Raw genomic sequence first — 25,911 nt, 5'->3', positions numbered from 1 at the left:
CGATTGTCGTGAGGGTTCCTAAGCGGTTCGGGCGCCGTGCCGCAGTCCTGAGAACAGGCCGGTCGCCTGCGCGGCGGTCAGCCCGAGTACGGCCAGCGCCTGTGCCAGGACGAACGCGGTACCGAGGCCGGTGAGTCCGCCGAGAAAGGCGTACGCGGCGCTGGCGAGTACATAGAGCACGTTGATCGCGATGACCTCACGGACGAGGGTCTGGCGAAGTCCCGAGGAGACCCAGCCGACGAAAACCGCCCAGCCCACCAGTGCCACGCCTGCTGTCAGCGACAGCGGCACGGGGATGCCGAGCGGCTCGGCCAGTGCCGCGCACAGCGTGGCCAGTATCAGCCCAAGCGCGCCCGAAGCGAGGGCGTCCATCCGCAACACGTTGCGAAGCTCGAACATCGTTTCCTCCTGTTTTCGTTGTGGTGCCTTCACTTTCGCGGACCAGCGAGGGCGCGTCCATTACGCGGGAGGTAAAGCGCTCCGTTCTACGTTGTGCGAACGGTCCGCGATGGCGCGTGGCTGACGATCGGCGGTGATGGGCCGATGCGCACAGCGGACGTCCACTGTGGACTTCGACCCGCCTGCACCGCGATCCATGCATGTCATGCATGGATCGCGGTCCAGTTTCGTTTGATGGCGCAGGTCAGCGCTCCCTAGAGTCGGCGATGTTCTGATCCGCATCGGACGAAGGGGTCCGCCTAGTGAGCAGGCGCAGCATTCATCTCGACGGCTTCTCCCACGAGAACCCCGTCCCGGCAGCGAGCCGCATCGGTGGCCTCGTCGCCACCGGTGCCGTGCACGGTGGTGGCAGGGGAAGCGCTCCGGAGGAGTTCCCCTCGGACTTCGGCGAGCAGACCACCCGGATGTTCGAGCGGGTCGCGGCGATCCTCGCCAAGGCCGGGGGCGGCCTCGACGACGCGCTCAAGTTCTCCGTGCGGCTCGCCGCGCCGGAGCACCGCGACGAGCTGAACAGACAGTGGTGCGCTGTGTTTCCCGATCCGGCCTCACGGCCCGCCCGGCAGGTGAGCATCGGCACCACCAGGCCGCACATCCTCGTCCAGTGCGAGGTGCTCGCGTTCGTGACCGGTGGTCGTGATGACTGAGCGGCCCGACTACGCACTCTTCGACCCGTCACCGCGCGAACCCCGGTTGCCCGTCCCGCAAGGGGCGTGCGACAGCCAGGTGCACATCTTCGGTGACACCCGGCGATTTCCGGTGAAACCGGACGCGGCCTACGTCGTGCCAGAGGCGACCGTGGAGGAAATGCTGCGCATGCACAAGACGCTCGGCATCGAGCGCGGCGTCATCGTGCAGTCCACCGCATACGGCACCGACCACGGTGCCTTGATCGAGGCACTGCGGATCGCGGGACCTTCCTACCGCGGCTGCGGTGTCGTCGACGACTCGGTGGACGACGACCAGTTGCACCGCATGCACCAGGCCGGTGTCCGCGGCGCGCGCTTCAACTTCCACCCCAAGCTGAAGAACGCGCTGCCCACGCCGGAACAGGTGCGGCGGACCGCCGAGCGCGTGGTTCCGCTGGGCTGGCATCTCAAGCTGCACATGAACGGCATCGATCCGCGCGAGGTCACTCCGCTGCTGGCTGACGTCGAGACCGATGTCGTGATCGACCACATGGGACCGTTGCAGTACGGGCACGGGCTCGACGACCCGCACTTCCGGCACGTGCTCGATCTGCTGGCACGAGGAAACTGGTGGATCATGCTGTCCAATGGGGACCGCCGGTCGGTCACCGGGTACCCGTGGGACGACGCCACCGCCTACGCCCGTACCTATGTGGAGCGAGCGCCCGGCCGCGTGCTGTGGGCCACGGACTGGCCCCACCCGCTGCATCCGGGGCCGGTGCCCAACGACGGCGAACTACTCGACCTGCTGGCGCGTTATGCGCCCGAAGCCGAGGCACGGCACCGGATCCTGGTCGAGAATCCACGGCGACTGTTCGGCTTTTCCAGCGGTGAGCACGATGAGTGAGCCCGGTGTGACGGCGGCGCGCGCGCCACGAGCCGAGCGGCTGTCGCGGGCCCACCGCAAGGCACTCGGGGCCGCGGTGCTCGGCTGGACCGTCGACATGTACGACCTGCTGGTGATTCTGCACGTCGCGTCGTATGTGTCGGCGGCGTTCTTCCCCGCGGAGGCCGGATCGCTGGTCGGGCTCACCGCCACGTACGCGACCTTCGCGGTGAGCCTCGTCGTCCGGCCGCTCGGGGCACTGGTGTTCGGTTCCTTCGCCGACCGGGCGGGCCGCAGGCCCGCGATGATGCTGGCCGTGATCGGCGCCGGGGTTTCGACGGCGCTCATGGGTCTACTGCCGGGCGTGGCGACGCTCGGGATCGCCGCGCCGGTGCTGTTGATCGTGCTGCGCATCGTGCAAGGCATGTTCGTGGGAGGCATCACGGCCTCGACGCACACGCTCGCCACCGAGACGCTGCCCGAACGCTGGCGAGGCATGGCGGCCGGCTTGATCAAGGGTGGCGGCGCGAGCTTGGCCGTCGTGGTGATCAACCTGCTCGTGATCGCCCTCGGCGCGTTGCTCGGGCAGGCGGCGTTCGCCGACTGGGGCTGGCGGGTGCTGTTCGTGGTCGCGCTCGCGGGGTCGATCGTGAACTACCTCGTGCTGCGCAGGGTCGAGGAGTCTCCGGCGTGGGTGGCACGGCAAGCCGCCCGCGGCACCTCCCCGGCGAAGATCCAGCCAGGCAGGGCACTGTTCTCCCGCCGGTGGCGGACCGTGACGTTGGCCGCCGTCGCCATCGTGTTCACCGCGTCGGCGCCCTACTACCTCACCACGGGCATCCTGCCGACGGTCTACAAGCAGGTGCTGCACATGTCCCAGGACTCGGCGAGCTTGTTCCTGATCGTCAACGTGGTGCTGTCGGCGGCGGTCGCGGTGGTGTGCGGGCACCTGAGCCAGCGCGTGGGGCGCAGGAAGGTCTTCCTCGTCTCCGGCGCGGCCTGTCTGGTGCTGATCCCCGGGCTGTACCTGGTGATGTCGACCGGGCCGGGGGAGTGGCTGCTGCTGGTGTGCGGCGCCGTGATGGTGATGGCCTCGGGAGCGATCAGCGCTCCGCTGATCATCTTTGTCAACGAGCTGTTCCCCACCGAGATCCGTTCCACGGCCACGGCGTTTTCGTGGAACGTCGGCTACGGGCTGAGCGGGTTGCTGCCGACCTTGGTGACCGGCATCAGCGCGGGAGTCTCCTCGATCATCCCGACGCTGATCGTGGTGAGCGCTGTGCTTTCGGCGGTTTTCCTGGCCCTGACCCTGCGAGCCAAGGAGACGCGTGGTGCGCTCAACGAGAGCTGAAGGGCGCGAGCCAGTCCTGCTCGCGCGCCGCGCGCTGGAGTGTCTCGGCGAACAGCGTCACCGAGGGCTCCGCGTCTCGCCGGTGCACGAGCCGTACCGGAAGGTGGGCGAAGTCGTCCACGACTCGCACGAACGCGATACCGGAGGGATGGGTGAGTCCAGCCGAGGCGGGCAGCAGCGCCACGGCGTTCTTCTGCCGCTGCAAAGCCATGATCCGGTTTCCTGGCACCGTGTTGCGCACCGTGTGCGGCTCGAAACCGGCGGCGTCGAAGACCTCGTCGAGCAGCGCCTGGTAGCCGGGGGCGAGCGAGACGGGCGTGGTGACGAACCGTTCGCCGCGCAGCTCGGCCAGCTTCACCTCGCCTTGTCCCGCGAGCGGATGAGTCTCCGGCATGGCCACGACCAGCGACTCGTGCCGCAACAACAGCGCCGTGACGTCCGGATGGTCCGGATCGTAGCGGACGAGGCCGGCGTCCCAGTCCCGGCGCAACACACCGGAGAGCACGTCCGATTCCCACAGTTCGACCGCCTCGACGGTGACGTCGGGCAGCGCCCGTTCCAGCTCGCCGAGCAGCACCGGCAGCGTCTCGTAGCCGACGCTGAGGGTGTAGGCGAGCCGGACGGTTCCGCGCGTGCCCTCGGCGGTGCGGACCGCGCGCCCGACGGCCGCGTCCAGGCGGCGCAGGACGTCGGCCACCTCGACGGCGAACTCCTGCCCGGCCGGGGTGAGCCGCACGTTGCGACTGTTCCGGACGAACAGCTGCACGCCCATCCGCTGCTCCAGCCGTTTGATCCGCTGGCTGAGCGCGGGTTGCTCGATGTGAAGGCGCGCGGCGGCGCGGGCGAAGTGCAGTTCGTCGGCGAGCACGACGAACGACCGCAGCACCGCCACCTCGACGTCCATTCCGCGATCGTAACCACCCCGAGAGGAACACTTGATGGCTGACTTGACAACCCGCCTTCGTGGCTCGATCGCCCCGCTGGTGACGCCGTTCGACGCGGAAGGTGGCCTCGACCTGCCCACGCTGCGGCGCCTGATCGACCACCACGTCGAGGTCGGCAGCCACGGCGTCTCGGTCACCGGCACCACAGGCGAGCCGGGTGCGCTGGTGCTCGACGAGCGGTTTCGGATGATCGACGCCGCGGCCGAAGCCCTCGACGGCAGGTTGCCGTTCGTCCCGGGGACCGGCACGCACCAGCTGCCTGACACGATCGAGATCACCCGGCGCGCCGCCGAGGCCGGTGCCGACGCCGCGCTGGTGATCGTGCCCTACTACGCCCGGCCCACCCAGGACGGTCTCTACGCGTGGTATCGCGACGTGGCCGAGGCCGTGGACATCCCGATTCTGATCTACAACATTCCCTCCCGCACCGGCGTCGAGATCGCGCCGGAGACGGTGGGCCGACTGTGGCGTGAGGTGCCGAACATCGTCGGCATGAAGGAGGCGAGCCCGGATTTCGCCCACGCCAACTTCGTGCTCAAGGAAACCGGGCCGGATTTCCTGTTGTTCTCAGGGCTTGAGGCGCTGTGCTTCCCGCTGCTGGCCATCGGCGGCGCCGGGTTCATCAGTGTCACCGCGAACCTCGTGCCCAGGGAGATCGCCCGGCTGTACGACGCCGTCGCGGAAGGCCACTGGGACGAGGCGCGCGAGCTGCACTTCCGGCTGCTCGACCTCAACGACGTGGTGCTGACCGAAACCAACCCGACCGCGGTCAAATGGCTGATGTCGCGGGCGGGGCTGATCGGCCCCGCGCTGCGCGCGCCGCTCGTGCCCCTCTCGGAGCAGGGCAGGCGCCGGGTCGGCGCGGCGGCCGAGGCGTGGGGTCTGCTGGAGGGCGCGCGATGACCCCGACGACCTTTGCCCCGGTTCCCGCCCGCGTCGAGCGGCTGCTGGCAGGTGTCAGCACCGCCACGATCGCCAGCGTGCTCCTGCGGCGGGGCTTGCGGGATCAATTCCTCGCCGGAGTGCGCCCACTGCGCCCAGGGCAACGCCTGGCCGGCGCGGCGTGGACGCTGCGGACGATCCCCGCGCGGGAAGACCTCGACGGACTGCTTCCCGGTACCCGCCCCGCTCCTGGCCTCTCGCTGTTCGACGCGATCGAATCGACGCCGGAGGGCGCGGTGCTCGTCGTGGACGGCCACGGGCAGAGCCGCACCGCCACCGGCGGGGACATCCTCGCCGAGCGGCTTCGGGTTCGCGGCGCGCGCGGCTTGGTCACCGACGCCGGGTTGCGCGATGTCGCCGGGCTCGCCGGGACCGGGTTGCCGTGCTATTCGGCCGGTGCCACGGCCAACGTCAGCAGGGCCTACCTCCGGGTCGTCGAGCAGGACGTGCCGATCGGCTGCGGTGAGGTCGCCGTGTATCCCGGTGACGTCCTCGTCGGCGACGACGACGGTGTGATCGTGGTGCCGAGGGAGTATGCCGAAGACGTCGCCGACGGCGCGGCGGAGCAGGAGGGCCTGGAATCGTTCATCGGTGAGAAGGTGCGCGCGGGCGCGTCGCTGCGCGGCCTGTACCCCGCGTCGCCGGAACTGCTTGCCGAGTACCGGGAGAATGGGCAGGTGCGCCGATGACCACGGTCCTTCCCGATTCACTCACCCCCGAGCAGACCTACCGGCTGCTCACCGGCGTCGTCGTACCGCGCCCGATCGCGTGGGTGACCACGCTGTCGGACGAGGGCGTGGTGAACCTCGCCCCGTTCAGCTGCTTCACGTTCGTCTCCAACGCCCCGCCGATGCTCGGGATCAACGTCGGCCGCAAGGCCGGACACCGCAAGGACACCGGGCGCAACATCCACGACCGCGGCGAGTACGTGGTGCACATCCCCGACGAGTCGATGGTCGAGGCCGTCCACCTCAGCGCGGTCGAGCACCCGCCTGCCACGAGCGAGGTCGAACTGCTGGGGCTCGACACCGAAGGCTCCGACCTGATCGCGGTGCCACGCCTCGCGCGGGCGGCGATCGCGCTCGAATGCCGCTTGCACTCGGCGACCGAGTACGGCCGGACCGGAGCGGAGTTCATCGTCGGCGAGGTGGTGGCGTTCCATGTGCGCGACGGTCTGCTGCACGACGGGAAGATCGACACCTTGGCGCTGGCGCCGGTCGCACGGCTCGGTGGTCCCAACTACGCCGGACTCGGCTCCGTCACGACGATGGCCGCCATCGGGCAGACACCGAAGTCGGTGCTGACCGGGCCCGGCGGCACGCAGACCTGATGCGGATTACGGCTCGGGCGAAGGAGGTTTCCGCTGGCCAGTGCCACCGGCCAGCGATGGCCGCCGGCTGACCTCCCCCGTCGACCGGATCGTCGCGAGTGTGGGCCGGACAGTAGCGGCGCGTTTGCGCCGCACCTCGACCTCCGCGGAGAGACGTATTTCCATGACCGGTTCCGGAGTCCACTACGAGTCCATCGACCAGGCCGCGCGACACCTGCGCATGGGGAAGCGGCGGTCGGTCTTCCGCCCGATCTCGCGTTCGAAGGGGCGCAGGGCCGCCGGCCTGATCCCCGTCTTCGTGCTGTTCGCCTTCGTCCTCGTGCTGTTCGGCAGCGCGGGACTGCTGACGAGCTTCCTCGGTATCGTCGTCGTGGGTGTGTTCGTGCTCATGATCTGCGCCGCGATGGCGGGTATGACGATCACGGCCAGGGACGCGAAGGGCGACCAGGAGCTGCACGTCTTCGACGAGGGCGCGGTCATCCGCGGTCCGAAGGGCCGGGTGCTGCCCTACCGCTGGGACGAGACCCAGCTGATCCGGCGTGGCGTCAAGCCCGCCGGTGCCTCGGACAGCGTCGCCCGGTGGTCCTACGGCCTGGTGCACCCGGTGACACCGCCGGTCGTCCTCGGCCAGACCGTGATCACCGCCAAGGTGATCGCCAATTCCGAGGGAGCCGACCTTGGCAACCTGATGCGGGTGGCCGAGTTCGAACGGCTGGACGTCTGGGGCCGCGAGTTCGAGGACGGCATCCTGCGGGCGCACCTGCCGTGGGCACTCCAGGAACTCGCCGAGGGGCATGCGGTCGAGTTCGGTCCCGCGACCGCCCTTCCGCAGGGGCTGACCTTCGGCGGTGGCAAGGTGATGGCCTGGGACGACATCTCCGCGCTCCGCATCGAGGGCGGGTTCTTGCGCGTCAAGGTGCGGGGCAAGTTCTTCACCTCGTCGGTGCAGGCCAGCGACGTGCCCAACTTCGTCGTCCTGGCGGCTGTGGTCGACCGGCTCAGCGCGGCGCGACTGCGCTGAGGCGCGGCGAGCCCGCATTGCGCGCGGCTGGTCTACGGCGAATGAACGGCCGGTAGCTGATTCGCGTCGTGGATCGTGGAGCCGTTCTCATCGCTGCGCGGGGCCGGTGGATTGCCGGATGGCCAGGTGTGAGGGGAGCACGATTTCGGTCGCGCGGGCGGACCCGCTACGGCGGGCGCCGAGCAGCAGGTCGACGGCGAGTCGGCCTGCCTCTTCGAATTGCCCGGCGAGCGTGGTCAATGGCGGGGAACAGAAGTCGGCGCCGAAGATGTCGTCGTAGCCGACCACGCTGATGTCCTTCGGTACTCGGACACCGCGGTCGGCGAACCGGCGGAGCATGCCGATCGCCAGCAGATCGTTGTGGGCGATCGCCGCGGTGGCGCCGTGCCCGAACACCGCGTCGGCGGCTGCCGCGCCACCCCGCACCGCCGGCGGGAAGGGCCCGAGCCTCGCGGCGCGCATTCCGAACTGGCGCGCCGTCGCGCGGATGGCTTGCCAGCGTTTGGCCGCGATCCAGGACCGGCGAGGCCCGGCGAGGTAGGCGACCGACGTGTGCCCCAGCGAGGCCAGGTGCTCGATAATCTGCCTGGTTCCGTCCTCATGGTCGACGATCACGCTGGGTACGCCGTCGATCTGGCGGCTGATGAGGGTGAGCCGGTGCCGGTCGGCCAGTTCCCGAATCTCCTCGTCGGACATGCGACTCGCGGCGATGACGAACCCGTCCACTGAGCCGGTGAGTCTTTCGATGTTGCCCGATTCGAGGTCTGGCGATTCCTCGGTGTCGCCGAGGATGAGGGTGCGGCCCGCCGCGCGGGTTTGCTGCTCGGCTCCGCGGATGATGCCGAAAAAGTGCGGGTTGGTGATGTCGGAGACGAACAGCGCGACGGTTTGGGTGCGGCCGGACGGCAATGCTCGGGCTATCGGATTGGTGTGATAGCCCAGTCGTTCGGCTACCTCGATGATGTGCTGGCGGGTGTGGGCGTTGACGCGTCCAGGATTCGCCAGTGCTCTGGACACGGTCGACGTCGCGACACCCGCTTCTCGCGCGACGTCGTAGATGGTCGTTCGGTTGCCAGCAACCCGCGCCATCGCGGCACTCCCCTCCAGCTGTCGACGGCGGCAACGCTAGCACCATGGCAACTTTTGGCAAGCGATTGTCTTCGGTTGCCACCGCCTTTAAGGTCGGCTGCACTTCCGGCCGGTGAGCTGGTCAGCGGCTCCATCTGGTTGTGACTCGACGTCGAGAGGGGCACGGTTGATGAGGGCGATCGTCCTGACCCGGCCACGTCAGGTCGAGGTCGTCGACAACTGGCCGGAGCCCCGGCTGGGTTCGGACGAGGTGCTCGTCGGGATGCGTGCCGTCGGCTTGTGCGGTTCCGATCTGGGGGTCTACGAAGGACATCGGGTGACACCCGCGCTGCCCTGGGTGATGGGACACGAGGGTGGTGGCGAAATCCTGGCCGTCGGTGCCGATGTCACCGACCGGCATCCCGGCCAGCGGGTGGTCATCGAACCCAACTACGTCTGTTTTGCCTGCCGTAGCTGCCGTACCGGCCTGACGTCGGCCTGCTCCGCGCGAGGCATTGTCGGAATGACCATTCCCGGGCTGTTGGCGGAGCGTGTCGCGGTACCGGCGCGGTTCGCCTGGCCCGTTCCCGCGTCCGTGTCCGACGAGACGCTTGTCTGTGTGGAACCGCTGGCGGTGGCCAGGGCCGCCGTCCGTCGTGCCGGAGTTTCCGAGAGCGACGAATGCCTCGTTCTCGGTGCTGGTTCCCAGGGGCTCCTGGTTTGCCAGGCGCTGTTGGCGATCGGTGTGCGGCCCTGCGTCATCGAGCCGCTCGCGGGCAGGCTCGCCCTCGCCGAACGCATCGGCGCGAAGCCGGTCGACCGGGACGGCGCAGGTGAATTCCGTGTCGTTTTCGACACGGCTGGCACCCCGGAAACCTGGGAACTGGCGTTGCGGTCGGTCTCGGCGGCAGGCGACGTGGTGGTGATCGGCATGAGCGACCAGCGGGTTTCCCTGTCCACAATGGAGGTGACGCGACGTCAGCTGGTGATCCGTGGTTCGTTGATCTACGACCATCCCGCCGACTTCGGTGACACCGTCGCGGCCGTGACCGCGGGCACGCTGGAGCCCGCGAGGGTCCTGAGGCAGGGAATGCCGCCGGGGGGTGCGGCGGATGCCTTCGCGCAGGCGCGTTCGGCGCGGGGTAAGTCGTGGATCGACCTCAGTGGCTGGCGGGAGGCCCGACATGGCTGAGCAGCCGCACGCGGGGCATGACGTCACATCGCGGGCGATCGACCACAAAGGACCGGACAAGCAGGGAGGCAACTTCCGCGGCATGCTGCGAACCGTGTTCCGGTGGTTCTCCATCGGTGAGGCGGTGATCGGCGGTCTGCTGCTGAGCACGATCTTCGTGCTCATGCTGGTGCAGGCGGGACAGCGCTACCTGCCTGGCGGCGGCTGGGTGTGGACCGGCGAGCTGGCCAGGTTCAGTCTCGTGTGGCTGACCTTCGCGATGTCGGGCTATCTGATGGGACGCGATGAGCACGTCACGCTCAAGCTTGTCGACTATGTGGCCAAAGGCGTGGTGCGCAGGCTCGTGGTCTCGTTCGCCAACATCATGGTCGCGATCGTCTGCCTGAATCTGGCGTACGAGGCGTTCGGCATGGTCACTCAATCGCCACTCCAGGTTTCGCCGGCCCTTGGCCTGCCCATCGGCTACTTCTATCTCATTCCGTTCGCCGGCCTGGTGTTGACCACCGTGCGCTCGGTCGCGGCTGTTTTCCTGCCGCCGGCCGGAGAGGGGCGGTCCGCATGAACATGCTGTTCCTTGGAGCCGCGATCATCGCGCTGCTCGCGCTGCGGGTGCCGGTGGCGTTCGCGTTGCTCGGTCCGTGCCTGACCTACGCGACGTTCAACGGGCAGTCGTTCGGTCTGAGCATGCGCGAGGTCACCGGTGCGATCGACAGCTTCCCGCTGCTCGCGGTACCGCTGTTCATCCTTGTCGGCGTGATCGCCAGCCACGCGGGCATCGCGGATCGGCTCTTCGATTTCGCGCTGTCCCTGATCGGCAGGATCAAGGGCAGCCTCGGCTATGTGAACATCGGCGTGAGCGTGGGCTTCTCCTGGATGAGCGGCTCCGCGCTGGCCGATGCCGCCGGTCTCGGCAGGGTCGAGGTGCCCGCCATGGTGCGCAAGGGATATTCCAAGCGCTTCTCGGTGGGTATCACGGCCGCGTCCAGCCTCATCGCACCGGTCATGCCGCCGAGTATCCCGGCCGTCATCTATGCCTCGATCGCGGCCGTGTCGACCGGGGCGCTGTTCGCGGCGTCCGTCGTGCCCGCGCTCCTGATGGCGACCGGACTCGCGGTGGCCGTCTTCGTCTGGGCTCGCCGTCAGACCGACCTGGAGGCGCAGCCGTTCGACTGGGGCCGGTTGCGCGTCGCGGCCGTCCGCGTACTCGGGCCGTTGCTGACTCCGGTCATCATTCTCGGAGGCATCCTCGGAGGGTTGTTCACTCCGACGGAAGCCGCCGCGGTCGGTGCCGCGTACGTGCTGCTCCTCGGATTCCTTTATCGCACGGTGCGGTTGCGCGATCTGGGCCGGATCCTGCGGGACACGGCGGCCACCACCGCCTCGATCACGCTGATCCTCGGCGCTTCCGGGTTGCTGGGCTGGATCCTCGCCCGCGAACAGATACCGCAAGCGGTGGCCGATCTGATGCTCGGCGTGACCGACAACCAGATCGTGTTCCTGCTGATGGTCAATGTCCTGTTGCTCTTTCTCGGCGCGGTACTGGAGGGCACCTCGGTGCTCGTGATCACGGTGCCGATCCTGTTGCCGATCGCCGTCGAGTTCGGTGTCGACCCACTGCACTTCGGAGTCATCGCGATCGTCAACCTGATGATCGGCCTGCTCACGCCGCCGATCGGCGCGGTCCTCTACGTCCTCAGCCCGGTCACCAACCTGCCCGTGCACGAGGTGTTCCGTGGGACGGCACCGTTTCTGATCCCACTGCTGGCGGTGCAGTTGCTCATCACGTTCGTTCCGTCAGTGGTCATGTTCCTGCCCGGTGTTCTCGGGCTGTAGACCGCCACCACAACCGACCGAGGAGGCAACGATGCCGACCAGGAACCCGCATCCGAAACTGGCACTCATACCGGTCGCGCTTCTGTTCGCGACCGGATGCACCGCCATGGGCGGTGGCGCAGGCGACGATGGTGGCGATGGCACCGTGACGTTGTCGTTTGCCAACAGTTACACCACCAACCATCCGCACACCCGGTGCGGTATCCAGGCCGTCGCCGACAAGATCAACGAGCAGGACAACGGCGTCACCATCGAAACCTTTCCCAACAGCCAGCTCGGTGGCGACGCGGCGCGGTTCACGTCCGTCGTCTCCGGCGACGTCGACATGGACGTCCAGGGCTCCTCAGCGCTGGCGGCCAGCTACGCCCCGGTCGGCGTGCTCGACATGGCCTATGCCTTCGACGATGCCGACCACCTCTTCCAGTTCTTCGACAGCCCAGGGGCAACCGAGCTGAAGGAGAACTTCGCGCGGGAGACCGGAACCCGCATCCTCGACGCCTGGTACTTCGGAATGCGGCACTTCTCGGCCAACAAGCCGATCCGCGAACCGGCCGATCTGCAAGGGCTGCGAATGCGCTACGCGGACTCGCCGATCTATCTTGAGAACGCCAAGGCCGTGGGCGCCAGCGCCACGGCGGTGGCCTTCGAGGAGGTGTACCTCGGCCTCCAGCAGGGCATCATCGACGGCCAGGAAAACCCCATCGCCACGATCGCGGAGATGAGCTTCGACGAGGTGCAGAGCCACGTCAGCCTTTCCGGCCACCAGACCGGTTCCCAGTTGATCGTGGTCAACGAAAACAGCTGGCGGAAGCTTTCGGCCGAGCAGCAACAAGCGCTCACGACCGCTGTGCGGCAGACCAGGGTCGAGAACCGCACGTGCATGGAGGACGAGGAAGAAAAGGTACTCGGCGAGTGGCGCGAGAACAACGGACCGACAGTCGTCGAGGACGTCGATCGCGATGCGTTCGCCACGCGTGCGGAGGACTATTTCAACCGCACGCTCTCCGGTGAACAACTGACGCTGTACCAACAGGTTCGCGAGTTCGCCAAGTAGCCGGAAAGGACATGACGTGCAGGTCCGCATCCTCAATGGACCCAATCTGGGACGGCTCGGCCGCAGGGAGCCCGGCAAGTACGGCAGCACCACCCATGCCGCGCTCGCCGAATCCAGCCGGGCACTGGCGACCGAACTGAACCTCGACGTGGATGTGCGGCAGACCGACACGGAGCACGAGATGCTTGGCTGGGTGCACGAAGCATCCGGCGACGGGGCCGCGGTGGTGCTGACCCCGGGCGCGTGGACACACACGTCGGTGGCGTTGCGCGACGCGTGTGCCATGCTCACCGGGCCGCTTGTCGAGGTGCACATCACCAACGTGCACGCGCGGGAACCGTTTCGAGCGCATTCCTACATCTCGCCCGTGGCCACGGCGACGATCGTGGGCTGTGGCGTCGCCGGATATGCCCTCGCTCTGCGATGGCTGGCCGCGCGGGCCACTCCGTGAGCCGGGTCCGGATCGCGGTTGTGGGCGCCGGTCTCATCGGGCGCAGGCACATCGACCTGGTGCGGCGACACCCCGGCTGCGAGCTGGTGTCCGTTGTGGACTCCGATCCGGCCGCGCGGGAGAGGAGTGGGGTGCCCGGTTACGCGGAACTGCCGGACATGCTGACCTCGGCCAGGCCGGACGCGGTCGTCGTCGCCTCGCCGAACCGGTGCCATGCCGAGCACGTTCTGTGCTGCGTCGAGGCCGGGATACCGGTGCTGGTCGAGAAACCGCTCGCCGACACCGTCGCGGCAGGCGCGGCGATGGTCGCGACGGCCGAGGCCGAGGGGGTTCCGCTGCTGGTCGGGCACCACCGCAGGCACAGTCCGATCCTCGCGGCAGCCCAGGACATCGTGTGTCGCGGCGAGCTCGGCAGACTGGTCGCGGTGCAGGGCTGCGCGTTGTTCTACAAGCCGGACGACTACTTCGAAAGCGGCTCCTGGCGTAGCGAACCCGGCGGCGGCCCGATCCTGATCAACCTGATCCACGACATCGACAGCCTGCGCGCGCTGTGCGGTGACGTCGTCAGCGTGCAAGCCATCACGTCCAGCGCGGTCCGACGGTTCGCCGTCGAGGACACCGCGGCGCTCACCCTCCGGTTCGACTCGGGGGTACTGGGCACCTTTCTGTTGTCCGACACGGCGGCCTCATCGCGGAGCTGGGAACAGACGTCCAGGGAGGACGCCGGTTACCCCAGCTACGCCGGCGAGGATTGTTACCTGCTGGCAGGCACGCACGGGTCGCTGGCCATCCCGACCATGCGGCTACAGGTCTTCCGAGGTAAGCGTTCCTGGCGAGAACCATTCCGGACGACGGTGGTGCCCGCTCCGGAGCACGACCCGCTTGCCCGGCAGCTGGACCATTTTTGTGCCGTCGTCGGGGGCGAGGCCCGGCCGCTGGTCGACGGGCGAGAAGGGTTGCGGACATTGCGAGCTGCCCGCGCCGTCGTTGAGGCGGCACGCACGGGTGGACTCGTGACCGTCGGGTGATGGAGGTGAGGAGCATGCACAGGGCGATCGCGACGGTGTGCCTGTCGGGCACGCTGGAGGACAAACTGAACGCGGCAGCGGCGGCAGGGTTCAACGGGGTCGAGATCTTCGAGAACGACTTCATCGCCGCGCCGTGGTCAGCGGAACGAGTGCGGCGACACTGCGCCGGTCTCGGCCTTTCGATCGATCTTTACCAGCCGTTCCGGGACTTCGAGGGTGCGGAACCGGACAGCATGCGCCGTAACCTGCGGCGGGCCGAGCGCAAGTTCGAGTTGATGGAGCGGCTCGGCGTGGACACGATTCTGGTGTGCTCCTCGGTGGCTCCCGACACCGTGGACGACGACGATCTCGCCGCTGAACAGCTGCACACACTCGCCGAGCATGCCGCGCGGCGCGGTATGCGGATCGCCTACGAGGCGCTGGCCTGGGGACGGTTCGTCAATACCTGGGAGCATTCCTGGGACATCGTCAGGCGAGGTGACCATCCGGCACTGGGTCTCTGTGTGGACAGTTTTCACGTACTTTCCCGTGCGGACAACGGAAACGGGAAGACCGACCCGGCCGGAATCGCCACCGTCCCCGGCGAGAAGCTGTTCTTCCTGCAACTCGCCGACGCGCCGCGCCTGGACATGGACGTGCTGCAATGGAGCAGGCACCACCGGCTGTTCCCGGGGCAGGGATCCTTCGACCTCGCCACGTTCACCACCGCGGTGCTCGCCACCGGTTACCGCGGCCCGCTCTCGCTCGAAGTGTTCAACGACGTCTTCCGCCAGTCCGCTCCGGACCGGGCCGCCGTCGACGCGATGCGTTCGCTGATCGCCTTGGAAGAGGCACTCGGGCGGCAACCCGAGGTGCGGCAACGGGAACGAATCGAGCTCGCTCGTCCTGCACCGGCGCCCGAGCTGTCCGGATTCGCCTTCACCGAGCTCGCCGTGGACGCCGATTCCGGTCCGCGGCTGGCGCGAGCGCTGGCCGCGATGGGGTTCGCGCACATCGGTGAGCACCGGTCCAAGCCGGTTCAGCTCTGGCAGCTGGGCGATGCTCGTATCCTGCTCAATTCCGGCGGCGAGCAGGCCACCGCGGTCAGTGCCATCGCCGTGGAGACCGCGGACCCGGCAGCCTCGGCTCGCCGGGCCGAGGCGCTGCTTGCTCCGGCATTGCCGCGCGCTCGCGGTCCCGCCGAGGCCGATCTCACGGCGGTCGCCGCTCCGGACGGGACGGAAATCTTCTTCTGCCGCACCGGAGCCGAAGGAACGGGCTGGCTCAGCGACTTCATCCTCACCGGCACCGCGTCCGACGCGCCGACCGCTGTGACGCACATCGACCACGTGGCGCTCGCGCAACCGTTCGACTACTTCGACGAGGCCACGCTGTTCTACCGTGCGGTGCTCGGGCTGGATCCCCGGCACGACAGTGAGTTCGCCGCGCCGTTCGGCTTGGTGCGGGGGCGTGCGGTGACCGAACCCGCCGGCCGGGTCCGGATCGCGCTGCACGGCACGGTCCTGCGCCGGGGCGACTGGGCGCCAGGCGTTCCGGATCCTCAGCACCTGGCGATGGCCACTGGCGACATCTTCGCGAGCGCTCGCGCGATGCGTGCTCGTGGCGCGCCTCTACTGTCCATTCCGGACAATTATTACGACGATCTGGGCGCGCGGCTGGAGCTCGATCCGGAGGTACTGGCGGCCATGCGGGAATGTCAGGTGCTCTACGACCGTGACGGGGTGGGGGAGTACTACCATTTCCACACCGAGGTTTTTGGTGACCGGATCTTCCTGGAGATCGTACAACGGGCCGGTGGGTATTCCGGCTACGGCGCGGTGAACGCTCCGGTCCGCATGACCGCCCACCGCGCCGTTCGATCACCTACCGGGGAAGCATCCCGCCGTCTTCCTTCGGAAGGCCAAGCTCCTTGAGGAAACTGATGCGTGAATTGATCGACGCGGAGAAGTGCCTCCAGTCGAGACTTTCGAGCGGCTCGACCGGTGTGGGGGCAGCGGCGGAGGACGTCACATAGCAGATCGAGTCGTAAATCCGCTCCTCCATGAGGCGTTCGCAGAACACCGAAAAACGCTTCTGATACGAGCTTCCGTGCCAGATGTCCTCGACTGGGAATGCCCCCTTTTCGATTCTGACCGGCGCCCGTGAGCCAGGCCCGTCTTCCATGATGAAAAAGTATCCGAGCCACGGCTTCTCGCCGGGGAACAGCTTCTCCAGCACTGCCCTTCGCAGGTCGACGGCACTGCCGAGGGCTTCTTCCACTCGGTTGTTGTAGTTGTTGCCGAACGAAGGGCCGCCGAGCGCCTTCAGCTCGAACGCGGCCACCAGAGTATTCTCGTGCGCGACCACCAGGTCCCACTGTTTTTGCGGACGGTAGTAGCCGGGCAGCTCAAGTCGCTGGCCCTTGCTGACTCGAATGTCCTCCGCCGGATAGCCGGCCTCAAGAAAGAACTTGGCAATCAGCGCGGCGATGCTGTCGAAATGCCTTCCGCCTCGAACCGAACCCGCGGTGCCTGCACCCACTTTGTCCTTGATCTTCGACAGCTCGTTCTGAGTCTGCTTCGCCCCCCAGTACGCGGCAACGGCGTCTTCGAAGTCCTGGCGCGTGACCGTCACGACTACCTCTCCTATTCAGGCAAATCAGTGAGTCCGTAGGCGCTCAGGGCGGCAGTGGTCGCGGCCCGCGCATCGCGCCGGTCAAACGCGTCCGCCAGAGCGGCACGGTCGTGCTCGCTGATTTCCACGGGGTCAGGCACGCGAATTCTGCGGAGGTACTGGGCTTGGAAGCGGAGGGTGCCACCACGCATCTTGACGGCGTAGGCGGAGACGAAAGCCTCAGCGACCTTCGACAGCAGCAGGCCGCCGAGCACCCGAAGATCCCATACGTCGGAGACGATGAAGTACAGGTTGTGATGCGGGTACAGGCCACCCTCGTCGAGCACGGGGTGAATGGTCAGCTTCATGTCCGGGAACAGAAGCTTTGGCCTTGCCGTCAGTCGGTGGTCGACCTTGTCGATCGTCTTGTACCAGCGATCGGGTTGCTTGACCGCGACGTAGCGTTTGCGCAGTTCGGCGCTGTACCGCGCGAAGTAGCCCGCCATGCGTGGATAGTCGGCGAGGTTGACGAGGTTCCCGTTCGAGCTCCAGGGGTTCACCAGATAGGTGCCGTGCCAGTCGATCACACCGGTCCTGGTGTCGCGCACCATCGCCATGGGGAGGAGACGATCATCCTCCACGTCCGCGTCTTCTCTCCGCACGACGAAGACCTTGTCGGCGCCTGTCGCCACACCGATGCCGACCCGAGTGCCTGTCGCCTCGTCCGCAAGCGGCCGGAACCGGTCGCTGAGGTCTTCGAGCATGGCAAGTCGCGCCGGCGAAGCCGCGGGCCAGGAGTCGTCTCCCGCGAACCAGTGCGGCAGGCGGGCCGCGTGGTAAGACGGTTCGTTGACCTGCGGCTGTTCCGGTCTCGCCGTCCAAGTGAGGAACGTCTTGGCCTGCTCGGGGCCGAAGGTTCGGGTGGTGTCGGCCGCGATGGCCTCGCCTTGCGGCCGGTTGCTGATGATCGTGATGGCCGGGTACGCCGACACCTGCTCCTTGAAGGCGTCGACATCGTGCATGACCAGCACCAGGTCCATGCTGTACCGGCTGGCCACGAGCTCGCGGAGGTTGCGTCCGTACTGGTTGCGCATCCAGCGGTCGGCGCAGATGAATCCGAGCCGGCCGCCCGGCTTGAGGCTGCGCAAACCGACTTCGTAGAAGCCGACGTAGATGTCCGCGCGGCCTCCCATGGTCGGGCAGTTCGCGCGGTAAGCACTCATCCGCGCGTCGGGCACGTCTTCCAGTCGAATGTACGGCGGGTTCCCGACCACGAAGTCGGCTGTGCCGTCGGCGTGATCCGTGAGCAGGTAGTCTCCCTGCCCGATCCAGCCGCGTACGACCTTGGCGACCTCGGATGACTCCCAGCCATCGGCGAGTAAGCGCTCCGTGACGAGTTCGCGGCTTCGTTCCACGTTCTGCTCGAGCAGATCGAACGCTTCGATCGCGTGAGCGGCGTCGAGCAGCGAACGGCCGTGCTTTCGGCAGGACGCGCTCAGGCGCTCCGCGATCGGCCCCAGGAAGGCACCCGCGCCGCTGGCCGGTTCTACGATGACCGTGTCGGCCAGATCCAGGTCGGGCGTGTACCCGACCAGATCGAGGATCGACTCGACTACCCAACGGCGCGTGAACACCTCACCGTGCTCGATCGCCTCCTGCAACGACTCGGGCAGGTGGAGGGCGTCGAGGCCGAACAGCTCGCGGGTAACCACGACTCGAGACAATATCGACCTCGAGTCGTGGCTCCGGGTATTGGGGCGCTCGACCGGTGTCCACCGTGCGGGCGGCCTCAGCCCTTCCAGTTCGCCGCCTCCTGCTTGACCGCCTCGACGTCGAAGTCGTTGTAGCGGTCGGCGAGGCTGTAGTCGACCAGGCCGGTCGCGTCGAGGTCCACGGCCTGGTCCACCATGTCGTAGCGGGCGAGTTCGTCGACCGTGCCCTGCATGGCGGGCATGTCCTGCACGCCGTACTTACCCGAGGGCCCGGGCCCGCCCGTGACGTCGAGCCGCATGCCGAGGATCTTCACGGCCTGCTCCCGCGCCACGTTCTCGTCGGTCGCGGCGGGCCTGGACTGCGGGAACTCCGCCCAGTGCATGTCGATCGCCGACTGGGGACTCTCCTGGGCGAACACCATCGCCTTGAAGAACGCCCGCACCATGCCGACCACGCGCTCCGGCTCGTTCTCGATGCTCTCCTTGCGCACTACGAGTGCCGAGGTGCCGGTGAGGTCGTTGAGGGGCGTTTCCAGTTCACGCAGCGGCGTCCCGAGCAGGTCGCCGATCACGACGTTGGGCCCGTCGTAGCCCGCGTATGCCTGGACCTCGTCGCCGCGTAACGCCTCCGCCGCCTGCGCGCCGTAGCCGACGGGCAGGTACTGGGCGTCGGCCTCGGGGTCGAGACCGGCCCGCGCGAGCACGCCCTTGGCGTAGAGGTTGCTGATCGACGTGAGAGTGCTCGCGCCGATCGTCTTTCCCTTGAGGTCCTGCACCGTCCTGATCGGACTGTCCTGCGGTACGGCCACCCGGAAGATGTTGCCGTTGGTGAAGCCCACCACCGCGAGCCCGTCGTCCTTTCCCGCGGCGGACACCACGGCGTTCATCGACGCGTACGTCATGAACGACTGCTCGGTGGCCACCGACTGCACGGCGGAGAGCGCCGTGTCGACGGGCTGGATGGTGACGTCGAGATTTTCGTCGGCGAAGTATCCTGCCCGCAGCGGAACCGACGTGTAGGACGCGGTGGTGGCGGTGAGGGACTTGTCGGCGACGGCGAAGATCAGGTTGTCGCCGCCCTGCGCGCCGGTGGTGCCGCAGGCGGCAAGCGTGGTGACGGTCAGCGCCGCCGTGGCAAGGCCGAGTAGCCGCCTGCGCGGGATGTTGCCGGTCATCGGTTCTCCATAAGGACGGGGTACGGGAGGTCAGCGGTTGCGGCGCACGAGGCGCTCGGTCAGGGTGAGGACGCCGTACATCGTCAGGCCGAAGATGGACAGCACGATGAGCGCCGCGTAGGTGGCGGCCACTTCACCGGTGGTGGTGAACTGCTGGATGGCGTAGCCGATGCCGGCGCGCGAGGCGACGAACTCGCCGACGATGGCACCGATCAACGCCAGCACGGCCGCGCTGTTGAGTGCGGGGAAGATGAACGCGAGCGCGTTGGGAATGCGCAGGTAGCGCAGTTCCTGCCACTTGCTCGCCCGCAGCGACCGGAAGAGGTTCACCTCGTCGTCGCTCACCTCGGTGAGACCCGCGATCGTGTTGGTGAGTACTGGGAAAAACGCCAGCAGCGCTGCCAGCACCACTTTCGGCGCGAGGTCGTAACCGAAGATCGCGACGATCAACGGGGCGATGGCGACCTTCGGGAACGTTTGCGAGACGAGAATGTAGGGGTAAACGGCGTTGCGCAGGATCGGCGAGAACGCGAACGCCGAACCCACCACCAGTGCGGCGACCACGGCAAGCACGAAGCCGAAAATGGTCTCCTGCACGGTCGCCGACAGGTGTGGCCATAGGGTGCCGTCGGAGATCATCTGACCGAGCGCCGCGAGCACCTCACCTGGCGGGGCGAGCAGCAGCGGCGACACCGCGCCGGAGGTGGCGAGCACATGCCACGTGGTGATGATGGCGACGAAGATCAGCACGGCGAGCACCGCCGACTTCATCCCGGGGCCGCCGCGAGGACGGGTCGGCTTGACCGTCTCGTCCGTGACGGGAGAGGCGAGCTGGGTGGCCATCAGCGCGCACCTCCCGGCTCGACGACGCGCGCGTCGTCGAGCACCGCGCGCGCGTGCCGGATCGCCTCGTAGAACTCGGGACTGTTGCGCAACGCGCGCTCGCGCGGGCGCGGCAGCTCCACCGGGATGTTCGCGTGGATGCGGCCTGGCCGGGCGCTCATCACCACGACGCGGTCCGACAGGAACACCGCCTCGGAGATGCTGTGGGTGACGAACACGACGGTCTTCGGTTCGTGCTGCCACACCCGCAGCAACTCGTCGTTGAGGTCTTCGCGGGTGAACTCGTCGAGCGCACCGAACGGCTCGTCCATCAACAGCAGCGACGGCTGCGTGATGAGCGATCGCGCGATCGCGACTCGCTGCTCCATGCCGCCGGAAAGCTCCTTGGGGTGGTGCTTTTCGAACCCGGCGAGCCCCATCAGTCCCAACAACTCGACCGCTCGCGCCTCGCCCTCGGCGTCGCGGGTGCCGTCGATGTCGAGCGGCAGGCAGATGTTGTCGAGCACGCTGCGCCAGCGCAGTAGCGTGGGTTTCTGGAACGCGACCCCGGTCTGCGGCAGCGGCTCGGTGACCGTGTCGCCGTCGATGGCGACAATGCCCGTGGACGGATTGAGCAGTCCCGCGATCATCTTCAGCAGCGTGGACTTGCCGCAGCCGCTGGGCCCGATCAGCGAGACGAACTGGCCTGCTTCGATCTCCAAGTCCACTTCGGACAGAGCGTGGACGAGCTTGCCCTTGCCCTCGAACGTCTTGGACACGGCTCGGGCCGTGATGGCGGAGGGCGCGGCGGTGGTGCGCGCGGGCGCGTCCGCCAGTGTGCGGGTGGCCATCGGCTCACTCCTCTCGGCTGGGCTTTTCGTTGCCGCTCTCTGGCAGCACGTCGGCGTAGAAGCGCATCCAGTTGCCGCCCATCACGGCGGCGACCGACGGCTCGTCGAACCCGTGGCGTCGCAGTGCCTCCTCCTTGGCGGGGAACGCGCGGGTGTCGGGGAACCACGGCAGCGGTGGCTGCTTGCCAGGGTTGGTCGCGGAGCCCGCTCCGTACTGCGGCTGCGCGCTCCACCGGCCCTGCCGCATCCACTGCAAGTGCTCGAACGTCACCTTGCGGCCGAGGTCGGTACCGATGCCGACGTGCTCGATCCCGATGAGGTCCACGGTCCGCGCGACCATCTCGGCCCACGTGTCGATGCTTTCGGCGTAGGGACCGGAGATGTTGCGGTAGCCCGAGACGCCGAGCACGCCGCCGCGTGCGGCGAGTCCTTTGAGGACATCGTCGGATTTGTTGCGGCGGTGAGGAACGAGCGACGCGGCGTTGGCGTGCGTGACGGCCACGGGTTTTACCGAGTGCTCGATCGCCTCGATGCTGGTGCGTTCTCCTACGTGGGAGAGGTCGATGGCCATGCCCACGCGGTTCATCTCGGCCACCGTCTCCCTGCCGAAGCGGGTGAGCCCGCTGTCGGGGTCCTCGTAACAGCTGGCGCCGATGTCGTTCTGGATGTTGTAGGTCAGCTGCGCGACGCGCACGCCGAGGTCGGCGAACAGCTCCACGAACCGGATCCGGCCCGCCAGGAAGGCGCTGTTCTGGAAGCCGAGCAGGATCGCGGTCCTGCCGTCGGCGGCGATCTTCTCGATGTCGGCGGCGGTGCGCGCGATGCCGATCAGGTCGGCGTTGTCGTGCTCCAGCTGGCGCCAGGCCGCGAGCGAGTCCATCGACTCCAGCGCGTCGCCCCAGTACCCGCACGTCACTGTCACGCAGGCGAGTCCGCCCTCGCGCAGTTCGGTGAAGACCTCGCGGTCGAACTCGCTGCATTCGAGTCCGTCGACGTAGTGCACTTCGTTCTCCTCCTCGCTCAGGACGCGGCTTCGGCCACGTAGTCCGGATCGGTTTCGGTAAGGCCCTCGCCGCCGGTGAGCAGCGCCGCGCCGGCGTGGTTGCGGGACAGCGGGGTGTCCTCGGTCAGCGCCTCGTTGGAACGGTGGTAGAGGCGCCACCACAGCGCGGCCGGCACGGCGAGCCCGTGTAGCGCGGCCTCCAGCAGGTGCTCGCCGCCCGCCATGGCGGCGCGTGACCCGGCCGGTATCGCCGTGGTGGAGCCGGACGTCTCCAGCACCGGGGCACCTTCCGTGCCGCTCACTCGCACGTGCGCGCCGAGTCGCGCGCCGAGCGGGCCGGCCGCGCGCAGCAGCGCGGTGTCGGTCAGGCCGGTCACGGTCACCACCGCGGTACCGTGCTCGGCGAGCGTCGCGACCGCGAGGTCGAGCAGCGCCGGCAGGGCGAACGGCGCTGGGGCTCCCGGTGCGGCCACGGTGATCAGGGGCCCGTCCTCGCCGGTGATCTCCGGGGTGACCCAGCCGCCTGGCGCGCGCCCGTCGAGGAAGGCCAGCCCTTCCAGCCCAAGGGCCTCGGCCGCGACGACGGCCTCCCGCACGGCTGGCCACGCGCCCTTGGGGACGCCCAGCAGCATCACGATGCGTTCGGTGACCAGACGTGTCTCGCGCAGGCTCACCCGCAGGGTCCCGGCGCTCATCGCGTACCGCCCTTGCCGGAAAGGACCTCGTTGATCTCCTCGGCCCGCCGCAGCAAGGCCGTCGTGGCCTTCTCGACGTCGAGCCTGCTGGCCGGACCGGCCAGGCTCAGGGCGCCGACGCAGCCGCCGTGCACGTCGAACACGGGTGCGGCGATGCCGGTGACGCCGTCGAGCCAGCGCCCACTGGACGTGGCGTAACCCGCCTCGCGGATCGCGCCGAGGTCGTCGTCGGCTGGCACCTCCACGCCGCGCTCGCGCAGGTCGGTGAGCTGACGCTCGGTGGCCCACGCCATGAGCACCTTTCCTGAGGCGCTGCGGCCCAGCGGCATCTGTGCCTCGGCTCGCAAATCGACCTGTAGGGTGCGGCCGGGTTCGAGGCGCTGGATGATCGTGGCGGTGTCCCGTTCGAGGATGGCGAGCGAGACGGCCTCGCGGATCTCCTCGACGAGTCGTTCCATCGCGGGCAGCACGCGGTCGGCGAGCCCGGCCTGCCGCAGTGCCGACTGCCCGACCCACGCGGCGCGCAGAGTGAGGCGGTATGTGCCGTCGTCGGTTTGCTCCATCCACCCCGCGGCGGTCAGCGTCACCAGCTGCTGGTGCACGGCGGCCCGCGACCAGCCCAGCTCACGGGCCAGTTCGGACACTCGCACCGAGCGCTGCGCCTGGGCGACGATCTCCAGTACGCCGAGGCTCTTCAGCGTGGTGGACAGCGGCTGGGTGCGCGGCTTGTTCTCCTCGCTCACGCGCGGTCTCCTTCGGTTCCTCTGGTGCCGGGCTCCGCAGGCCACCACCAGACGTCGTCGTTTCCGCCCGCGATGTCCTGGCGGGTGGGGGCGCCCTGGAAGATCAGGCCGCGCAGGGTCCGGTTGAGATAGTCCTTCGTCCGGTCCAATCCGTACAGTGCGCCGTTCATGAGCCGGATCAGCCTGGCTGGCACGAAATCCACGTCCAGAGCGTCCACATAGGGCTGTGCGCAGGGGTTGTCCCGCAGTGCCTGGAAGCGTTCGACGGCAGCGAGCTGTTCGGGGTTGTCGAAGAGGAACCGGCCCACCCGGTGACCCGGGTCGTAGTTGTCCAGCTTCGTGCGCAGGGCTCGCGCGAGGCCCGGGACGTCGACGGAGAGGTCGAACCCTCCGGGGACCTCCTCGCGCGGGCCGGACCTGGGCTCCTCCGAGGAGCGTGACTTGTACCAGATGCGCCTGCGGTCGCGCTCGTCCGCGATGGGCAGTTCCAGTGCCCACCGGTACTGCTCGTCGAGCACGGTACGCAACTCGCCGATGGTCATGCCGGGCTCGCGCACCAGTTGCTCGTCCACGAGCAGTTCTTCGGTGAGCCGCACGCACTCTTCCGGTACGAACTCGATCAGCACCGCGTCGAGCGTCTCCTCGGTCTCGGCGGTGACCGTGCCGGCGAGTTCCCTGCGCAGCTGCTCGAATGCGGGCACCTCGGGCCCCGCGAAGCGTTCCCCTTCACGAAGCCGGTGGACGAGGTCGCGGACATGGTTCAGTTCCGCGGCGACCTGGTCACTGGCGGGAAAGACGTTGTAGGTCATGGGATCCTGGCGCCGGTAGGTGATCGCACGCGCCAGCAGACCGAGCAGGGTGTCGTAGCGAGGGTCCCCCCGAGGCGGGTCCAGTTCGCGCGCGGCCAGCAGCGCCCTCTCGCGCAGGGTGAGCCAGCGGTCGACGAGGCGGGGGTGGTTGGCGACGAAGAGCACGAGCCCGAGCGCGGAGCCGTTGCCCAGCCCCAGATAACGCCGGTACTCCGGCGCGAGCGGCACGGCTCGCGACGAGACGCCTCGCGCGAGGCGTTCGCACAGGTCGGCGCTGAACTCGCGCATGAGGTAGGCGGTGAGCATCTGGGCGTGATAGGGCACGCGCAGCGGGTGGCGGTCGCCGTAGGAGATGAACGTGCGGGTGCCGAACGTGCCGTTCGCGTCGAGTCCGGTGTTGCGCATGAGATAGCCGATGTCCCTGAGTACGTCCAGGTCGGGCTGGCGACCGTCGGCGAGCGCGCGGACGGTGTGCTCGAACGCGCGAAGACTCCGGTTGGAGCGGCACCAGACGAGAGTTCCCGCAGCGGCGCGTCCGGCGTAGAGCTTCGGCAGTTCGCGACGGGTCTGCTCGATTCGCCCGGCGTCGGCCTCACCCTCCCAGAGCGCGCCCACCATGTCCCAGCTCTGGCCGATGATGCGCGGCGTGCGGTCGACCATCCTCGGCTCGGAACTGAAGGCGGCAAAGGAGAACACGTCGCTTCCGGTGTCCACTCGGTACACCGCGACACCGTCGCCGGCGTCCGTTACGTCCATCGTGGACAGTTCGATGTTCCAGCGTTCCCTGGTCATCTTCTCGATCAATGACCGGCTCGCGCTGAGCCGGGTCGGCTGCATGGCCGCGAGTCGCCGCGGCTGCATCAGCTCCGAGGGATCGCGGAACGCGAGCCCGTCCGCCGTGGCCGCCCGGGCGGGTCTGCCAGCAGTACGCATCCACCCAACCTTCATTTCGATGTTGTCATGAATATCTTGACAGCGTTCGCTTTTGAATGACACTATGTGCTCGCGGATCCCGGCACAAGACTTTCGCGCGCAGTTGATCCGGTCGTAACCGGTTCGCGAATTGCTGAACGAGTTTCTTTTGCCGTGACGACCGGAAGAGACGGTGGCCGCGTTTTCGCGAACGGCGGCCTCGTGGAAGTATCGGCGGATTTCGGCCGTTCACCAGCCAAGATCACGATCCGGCTGCCGGCGCCGTACTAGGGTGGCCGCATGTCGCTGGTGGGAAGGGACGTCGAGCAAGCCAGGATTCAACGGCTGCTGACGAATGCGCGCGACGAACGCGGCGGCGCGCTGGGGCTGCGGGGCGCTGCGGGCATGGGGA

26 protein-coding genes are annotated in these 25,911 nt (G+C 68.0%); 14 read left to right on the top strand and 12 right to left on the bottom strand.

The annotated features are described in order from the left end of the window. Positions 1-18: 18 nt before the first annotated feature. A complete protein-coding gene (locus BAY61_RS18925; protein WP_091808408.1) occupies positions 19-399 on the bottom strand; it encodes a hypothetical protein in 381 nt (126 codons plus the stop codon). 302 nt (positions 400-701) lie between these two features. On the opposite strand from BAY61_RS18925, the gene BAY61_RS18920 reads away from it, so the two are divergent. Genes BAY61_RS18920 through BAY61_RS18910 form a run of 3 tightly spaced genes read left to right on the top strand, consistent with a single transcriptional unit; the run spans position 702 to position 3,322 of the window. Continuing rightward, positions 702-1,103 carry a RidA family protein gene (locus BAY61_RS18920; protein WP_091808420.1) on the top strand — a complete coding sequence of 134 codons (402 nt, stop codon included), beginning with the start codon at positions 702-704 and terminating at the stop codon, positions 1,101-1,103. After that, a complete protein-coding gene (locus BAY61_RS18915; RefSeq protein WP_091808422.1) occupies positions 1,096-1,992 on the top strand; it encodes an amidohydrolase family protein in 897 nt (298 codons plus the stop codon). The genes BAY61_RS18920 and BAY61_RS18915 overlap by 8 nt, the downstream gene beginning before the upstream one ends. After that, positions 1,985-3,322 carry an MFS transporter gene (locus tag BAY61_RS18910; RefSeq protein WP_170140160.1) on the top strand — a complete coding sequence of 446 codons (1,338 nt, stop codon included), beginning with the start codon at positions 1,985-1,987 and terminating at the stop codon, positions 3,320-3,322. Before BAY61_RS18915 ends, BAY61_RS18910 begins: the two co-directional genes overlap by 8 nt. On the opposite strand, the gene BAY61_RS18905 is transcribed toward BAY61_RS18910, so the two are convergent. Continuing rightward, positions 3,309-4,226: a LysR family transcriptional regulator gene (locus tag BAY61_RS18905; protein ID WP_091808425.1), complete on the bottom strand. Its 918-nt coding sequence runs from the start codon at positions 4,224-4,226 to the stop codon at positions 3,309-3,311. The two genes, BAY61_RS18910 and BAY61_RS18905, sit on opposite strands and share 14 nt — an antisense overlap. Before the next feature lie 34 nt (positions 4,227-4,260). On the opposite strand from BAY61_RS18905, the gene dapA reads away from it, so the two are divergent. From dapA to BAY61_RS18885, 4 genes are all read left to right on the top strand, one after another. Next, positions 4,261-5,169 carry a 4-hydroxy-tetrahydrodipicolinate synthase gene (gene dapA, locus BAY61_RS18900; protein WP_091808427.1) on the top strand — a complete coding sequence of 303 codons (909 nt, stop codon included), beginning with the start codon at positions 4,261-4,263 and terminating at the stop codon, positions 5,167-5,169. Continuing rightward, positions 5,166-5,897 carry an RraA family protein gene (locus tag BAY61_RS18895; RefSeq protein ID WP_091808429.1) on the top strand — a complete coding sequence of 244 codons (732 nt, stop codon included), beginning with the start codon at positions 5,166-5,168 and terminating at the stop codon, positions 5,895-5,897. Before dapA ends, BAY61_RS18895 begins: the two co-directional genes overlap by 4 nt. Next, positions 5,894-6,538 (top strand): flavin reductase family protein, encoded by a 645-nt coding sequence (locus tag BAY61_RS18890; protein WP_091808432.1) that lies wholly within the window; start codon positions 5,894-5,896, stop codon positions 6,536-6,538. Before BAY61_RS18895 ends, BAY61_RS18890 begins: the two co-directional genes overlap by 4 nt. A 163-nt stretch (positions 6,539-6,701) precedes the next feature. After that, on the top strand, positions 6,702-7,559 hold the full coding sequence (locus BAY61_RS18885) for a DUF6585 family protein (protein WP_091808434.1): 858 nt from the start codon (positions 6,702-6,704) through the stop codon (positions 7,557-7,559). Between the two features lie 87 nt (positions 7,560-7,646). Here the strand turns inward: BAY61_RS18885 and BAY61_RS18880 are convergent, their stop codons facing one another. Further along, the gene (locus BAY61_RS18880; protein WP_091808436.1) at positions 7,647-8,648 is read right to left on the bottom strand and encodes a LacI family DNA-binding transcriptional regulator; all 1,002 of its coding nucleotides are present in this window, start codon (positions 8,646-8,648) and stop codon (positions 7,647-7,649) included. 169 nt (positions 8,649-8,817) lie between these two features. On the opposite strand from BAY61_RS18880, the gene BAY61_RS18875 reads away from it, so the two are divergent. From BAY61_RS18875 to BAY61_RS18845, 7 genes are read left to right on the top strand one after another with little or no spacing between them, the layout of a single operon-like run. Next, positions 8,818-9,819 (top strand): zinc-dependent alcohol dehydrogenase, encoded by a 1,002-nt coding sequence (locus BAY61_RS18875; protein ID WP_091808438.1) that lies wholly within the window; start codon positions 8,818-8,820, stop codon positions 9,817-9,819. Beyond that, positions 9,812-10,381, top strand: coding sequence for a TRAP transporter small permease (locus tag BAY61_RS18870; RefSeq protein WP_245865232.1), 570 nt, complete (start codon positions 9,812-9,814; stop codon positions 10,379-10,381). Before BAY61_RS18875 ends, BAY61_RS18870 begins: the two co-directional genes overlap by 8 nt. After that, entirely contained in the window at positions 10,378-11,652 is a 1,275-nt protein-coding gene (locus BAY61_RS18865; RefSeq protein ID WP_091808440.1) for a TRAP transporter large permease, read from the top strand. The genes BAY61_RS18870 and BAY61_RS18865 overlap by 4 nt, the downstream gene beginning before the upstream one ends. Positions 11,653-11,683: 31 nt before the next feature. Further along, the gene (locus tag BAY61_RS18860; protein WP_091808441.1) at positions 11,684-12,706 is read left to right on the top strand and encodes a DctP family TRAP transporter solute-binding subunit; all 1,023 of its coding nucleotides are present in this window, start codon (positions 11,684-11,686) and stop codon (positions 12,704-12,706) included. A 16-nt stretch (positions 12,707-12,722) separates the two neighbouring features. Continuing rightward, positions 12,723-13,157 (top strand): type II 3-dehydroquinate dehydratase, encoded by a 435-nt coding sequence (aroQ, locus tag BAY61_RS18855; protein ID WP_091808443.1) that lies wholly within the window; start codon positions 12,723-12,725, stop codon positions 13,155-13,157. Next, positions 13,154-14,185: a Gfo/Idh/MocA family protein gene (locus BAY61_RS18850; RefSeq protein ID WP_091808558.1), complete on the top strand. Its 1,032-nt coding sequence runs from the start codon at positions 13,154-13,156 to the stop codon at positions 14,183-14,185. Before aroQ ends, BAY61_RS18850 begins: the two co-directional genes overlap by 4 nt. A 14-nt stretch (positions 14,186-14,199) precedes the next feature. After that, positions 14,200-16,098 carry a bifunctional sugar phosphate isomerase/epimerase/4-hydroxyphenylpyruvate dioxygenase family protein gene (locus BAY61_RS18845; protein ID WP_091808560.1) on the top strand — a complete coding sequence of 633 codons (1,899 nt, stop codon included), beginning with the start codon at positions 14,200-14,202 and terminating at the stop codon, positions 16,096-16,098. Here the strand turns inward: BAY61_RS18845 and BAY61_RS18840 are convergent. The 9 genes from BAY61_RS18840 to BAY61_RS18795 all read right to left on the bottom strand — a co-directional run bounded on the left by BAY61_RS18840 (position 16,049) and on the right by BAY61_RS18795 (position 25,520). After that, complete coding sequence (locus BAY61_RS18840) at positions 16,049-16,798, bottom strand: PaeR7I family type II restriction endonuclease (protein WP_091808445.1); 750 nt, start codon at positions 16,796-16,798, stop codon at positions 16,049-16,051. The two genes, BAY61_RS18845 and BAY61_RS18840, sit on opposite strands and share 50 nt — an antisense overlap. Positions 16,799-16,809: 11 nt before the next feature. Then, a complete protein-coding gene (locus BAY61_RS18835; protein WP_211323539.1) occupies positions 16,810-18,438 on the bottom strand; it encodes an Eco57I restriction-modification methylase domain-containing protein in 1,629 nt (542 codons plus the stop codon). Between the two features lie 128 nt (positions 18,439-18,566). After that, positions 18,567-19,664: an ABC transporter substrate-binding protein gene (locus BAY61_RS18830; RefSeq protein ID WP_091808449.1), complete on the bottom strand. Its 1,098-nt coding sequence runs from the start codon at positions 19,662-19,664 to the stop codon at positions 18,567-18,569. 30 nt (positions 19,665-19,694) lie between these two features. Continuing rightward, positions 19,695-20,507, bottom strand: a complete 813-nt coding sequence (locus tag BAY61_RS18825) for an ABC transporter permease (protein WP_091808451.1) — start codon at positions 20,505-20,507, stop codon at positions 19,695-19,697. Then, positions 20,507-21,337 carry an ABC transporter ATP-binding protein gene (locus BAY61_RS18820; RefSeq protein ID WP_091808453.1) on the bottom strand — a complete coding sequence of 277 codons (831 nt, stop codon included), beginning with the start codon at positions 21,335-21,337 and terminating at the stop codon, positions 20,507-20,509. The genes BAY61_RS18825 and BAY61_RS18820 overlap by 1 nt, the downstream gene beginning before the upstream one ends. Positions 21,338-21,341: 4 nt before the next feature. Then, positions 21,342-22,340, bottom strand: coding sequence for a dipeptidase (locus BAY61_RS18815; protein ID WP_091808455.1), 999 nt, complete (start codon positions 22,338-22,340; stop codon positions 21,342-21,344). Between the two features lie 17 nt (positions 22,341-22,357). Next, positions 22,358-23,035, bottom strand: a complete 678-nt coding sequence (locus BAY61_RS18810; RefSeq protein WP_091808457.1) for a hypothetical protein — start codon at positions 23,033-23,035, stop codon at positions 22,358-22,360. Further along, entirely contained in the window at positions 23,032-23,778 is a 747-nt protein-coding gene (locus tag BAY61_RS33005) for an IclR family transcriptional regulator (protein ID WP_170140161.1), read from the bottom strand. Before BAY61_RS33005 ends, BAY61_RS18810 begins: the two co-directional genes overlap by 4 nt. After that, complete coding sequence (locus tag BAY61_RS18795; RefSeq protein ID WP_091808461.1) at positions 23,775-25,520, bottom strand: hypothetical protein; 1,746 nt, start codon at positions 25,518-25,520, stop codon at positions 23,775-23,777. The genes BAY61_RS33005 and BAY61_RS18795 overlap by 4 nt, the downstream gene beginning before the upstream one ends. Positions 25,521-25,911 lie beyond the last annotated feature (391 nt).

The organism is Prauserella marina (assembly GCF_002240355.1).
Taxonomy (GTDB): Bacteria; Actinomycetota; Actinomycetes; order Mycobacteriales; family Pseudonocardiaceae; genus Prauserella_A; species Prauserella_A marina.
Note: the sequence above shows the minus strand (reverse complement) of the source record. Positions and strands in the feature narration are given on the sequence as shown.

Bases quoted from the DNA above. Each gene is read 5' to 3' on its own strand.
- dapA (WP_091808427.1), top strand. From the start codon at position 4,261: ATGGCTGACTTGACAACCCGCCTTCGTGGCTCGATCGCCCCGCTGGTG.
- BAY61_RS18905 (WP_091808425.1), bottom strand. From the start codon at position 4,226: ATGGACGTCGAGGTGGCGGTGCTGCGGTCGTTCGTCGTGCTCGCCGAC.
- BAY61_RS18910 (WP_170140160.1), top strand. From the start codon at position 1,985: ATGAGTGAGCCCGGTGTGACGGCGGCGCGCGCGCCACGAGCCGAGCGG.
- BAY61_RS18845 (WP_091808560.1), top strand. From the start codon at position 14,200: ATGCACAGGGCGATCGCGACGGTGTGCCTGTCGGGCACGCTGGAGGAC.
- BAY61_RS18830 (WP_091808449.1), bottom strand. From the start codon at position 19,664: ATGACCGGCAACATCCCGCGCAGGCGGCTACTCGGCCTTGCCACGGCG.
- BAY61_RS18795 (WP_091808461.1), bottom strand. From the start codon at position 25,520: ATGCGTACTGCTGGCAGACCCGCCCGGGCGGCCACGGCGGACGGGCTC.
- BAY61_RS18885 (WP_091808434.1), top strand. From the start codon at position 6,702: ATGACCGGTTCCGGAGTCCACTACGAGTCCATCGACCAGGCCGCGCGA.
- BAY61_RS18820 (WP_091808453.1), bottom strand. From the start codon at position 21,337: ATGGCCACCCGCACACTGGCGGACGCGCCCGCGCGCACCACCGCCGCG.
- BAY61_RS18810 (WP_091808457.1), bottom strand. From the start codon at position 23,035: ATGAGCGCCGGGACCCTGCGGGTGAGCCTGCGCGAGACACGTCTGGTC.
- BAY61_RS18895 (WP_091808429.1), top strand. From the start codon at position 5,166: ATGACCCCGACGACCTTTGCCCCGGTTCCCGCCCGCGTCGAGCGGCTG.
- BAY61_RS18860 (WP_091808441.1), top strand. From the start codon at position 11,684: ATGCCGACCAGGAACCCGCATCCGAAACTGGCACTCATACCGGTCGCG.
- BAY61_RS18870 (WP_245865232.1), top strand. From the start codon at position 9,812: ATGGCTGAGCAGCCGCACGCGGGGCATGACGTCACATCGCGGGCGATC.
- BAY61_RS18925 (WP_091808408.1), bottom strand. From the start codon at position 399: ATGTTCGAGCTTCGCAACGTGTTGCGGATGGACGCCCTCGCTTCGGGC.
- BAY61_RS18825 (WP_091808451.1), bottom strand. From the start codon at position 20,507: ATGGCCACCCAGCTCGCCTCTCCCGTCACGGACGAGACGGTCAAGCCG.
- BAY61_RS18880 (WP_091808436.1), bottom strand. From the start codon at position 8,648: ATGGCGCGGGTTGCTGGCAACCGAACGACCATCTACGACGTCGCGCGA.
- BAY61_RS18915 (WP_091808422.1), top strand. From the start codon at position 1,096: ATGACTGAGCGGCCCGACTACGCACTCTTCGACCCGTCACCGCGCGAA.
- BAY61_RS18875 (WP_091808438.1), top strand. From the start codon at position 8,818: ATGAGGGCGATCGTCCTGACCCGGCCACGTCAGGTCGAGGTCGTCGAC.
- BAY61_RS18890 (WP_091808432.1), top strand. From the start codon at position 5,894: ATGACCACGGTCCTTCCCGATTCACTCACCCCCGAGCAGACCTACCGG.
- BAY61_RS18865 (WP_091808440.1), top strand. From the start codon at position 10,378: ATGAACATGCTGTTCCTTGGAGCCGCGATCATCGCGCTGCTCGCGCTG.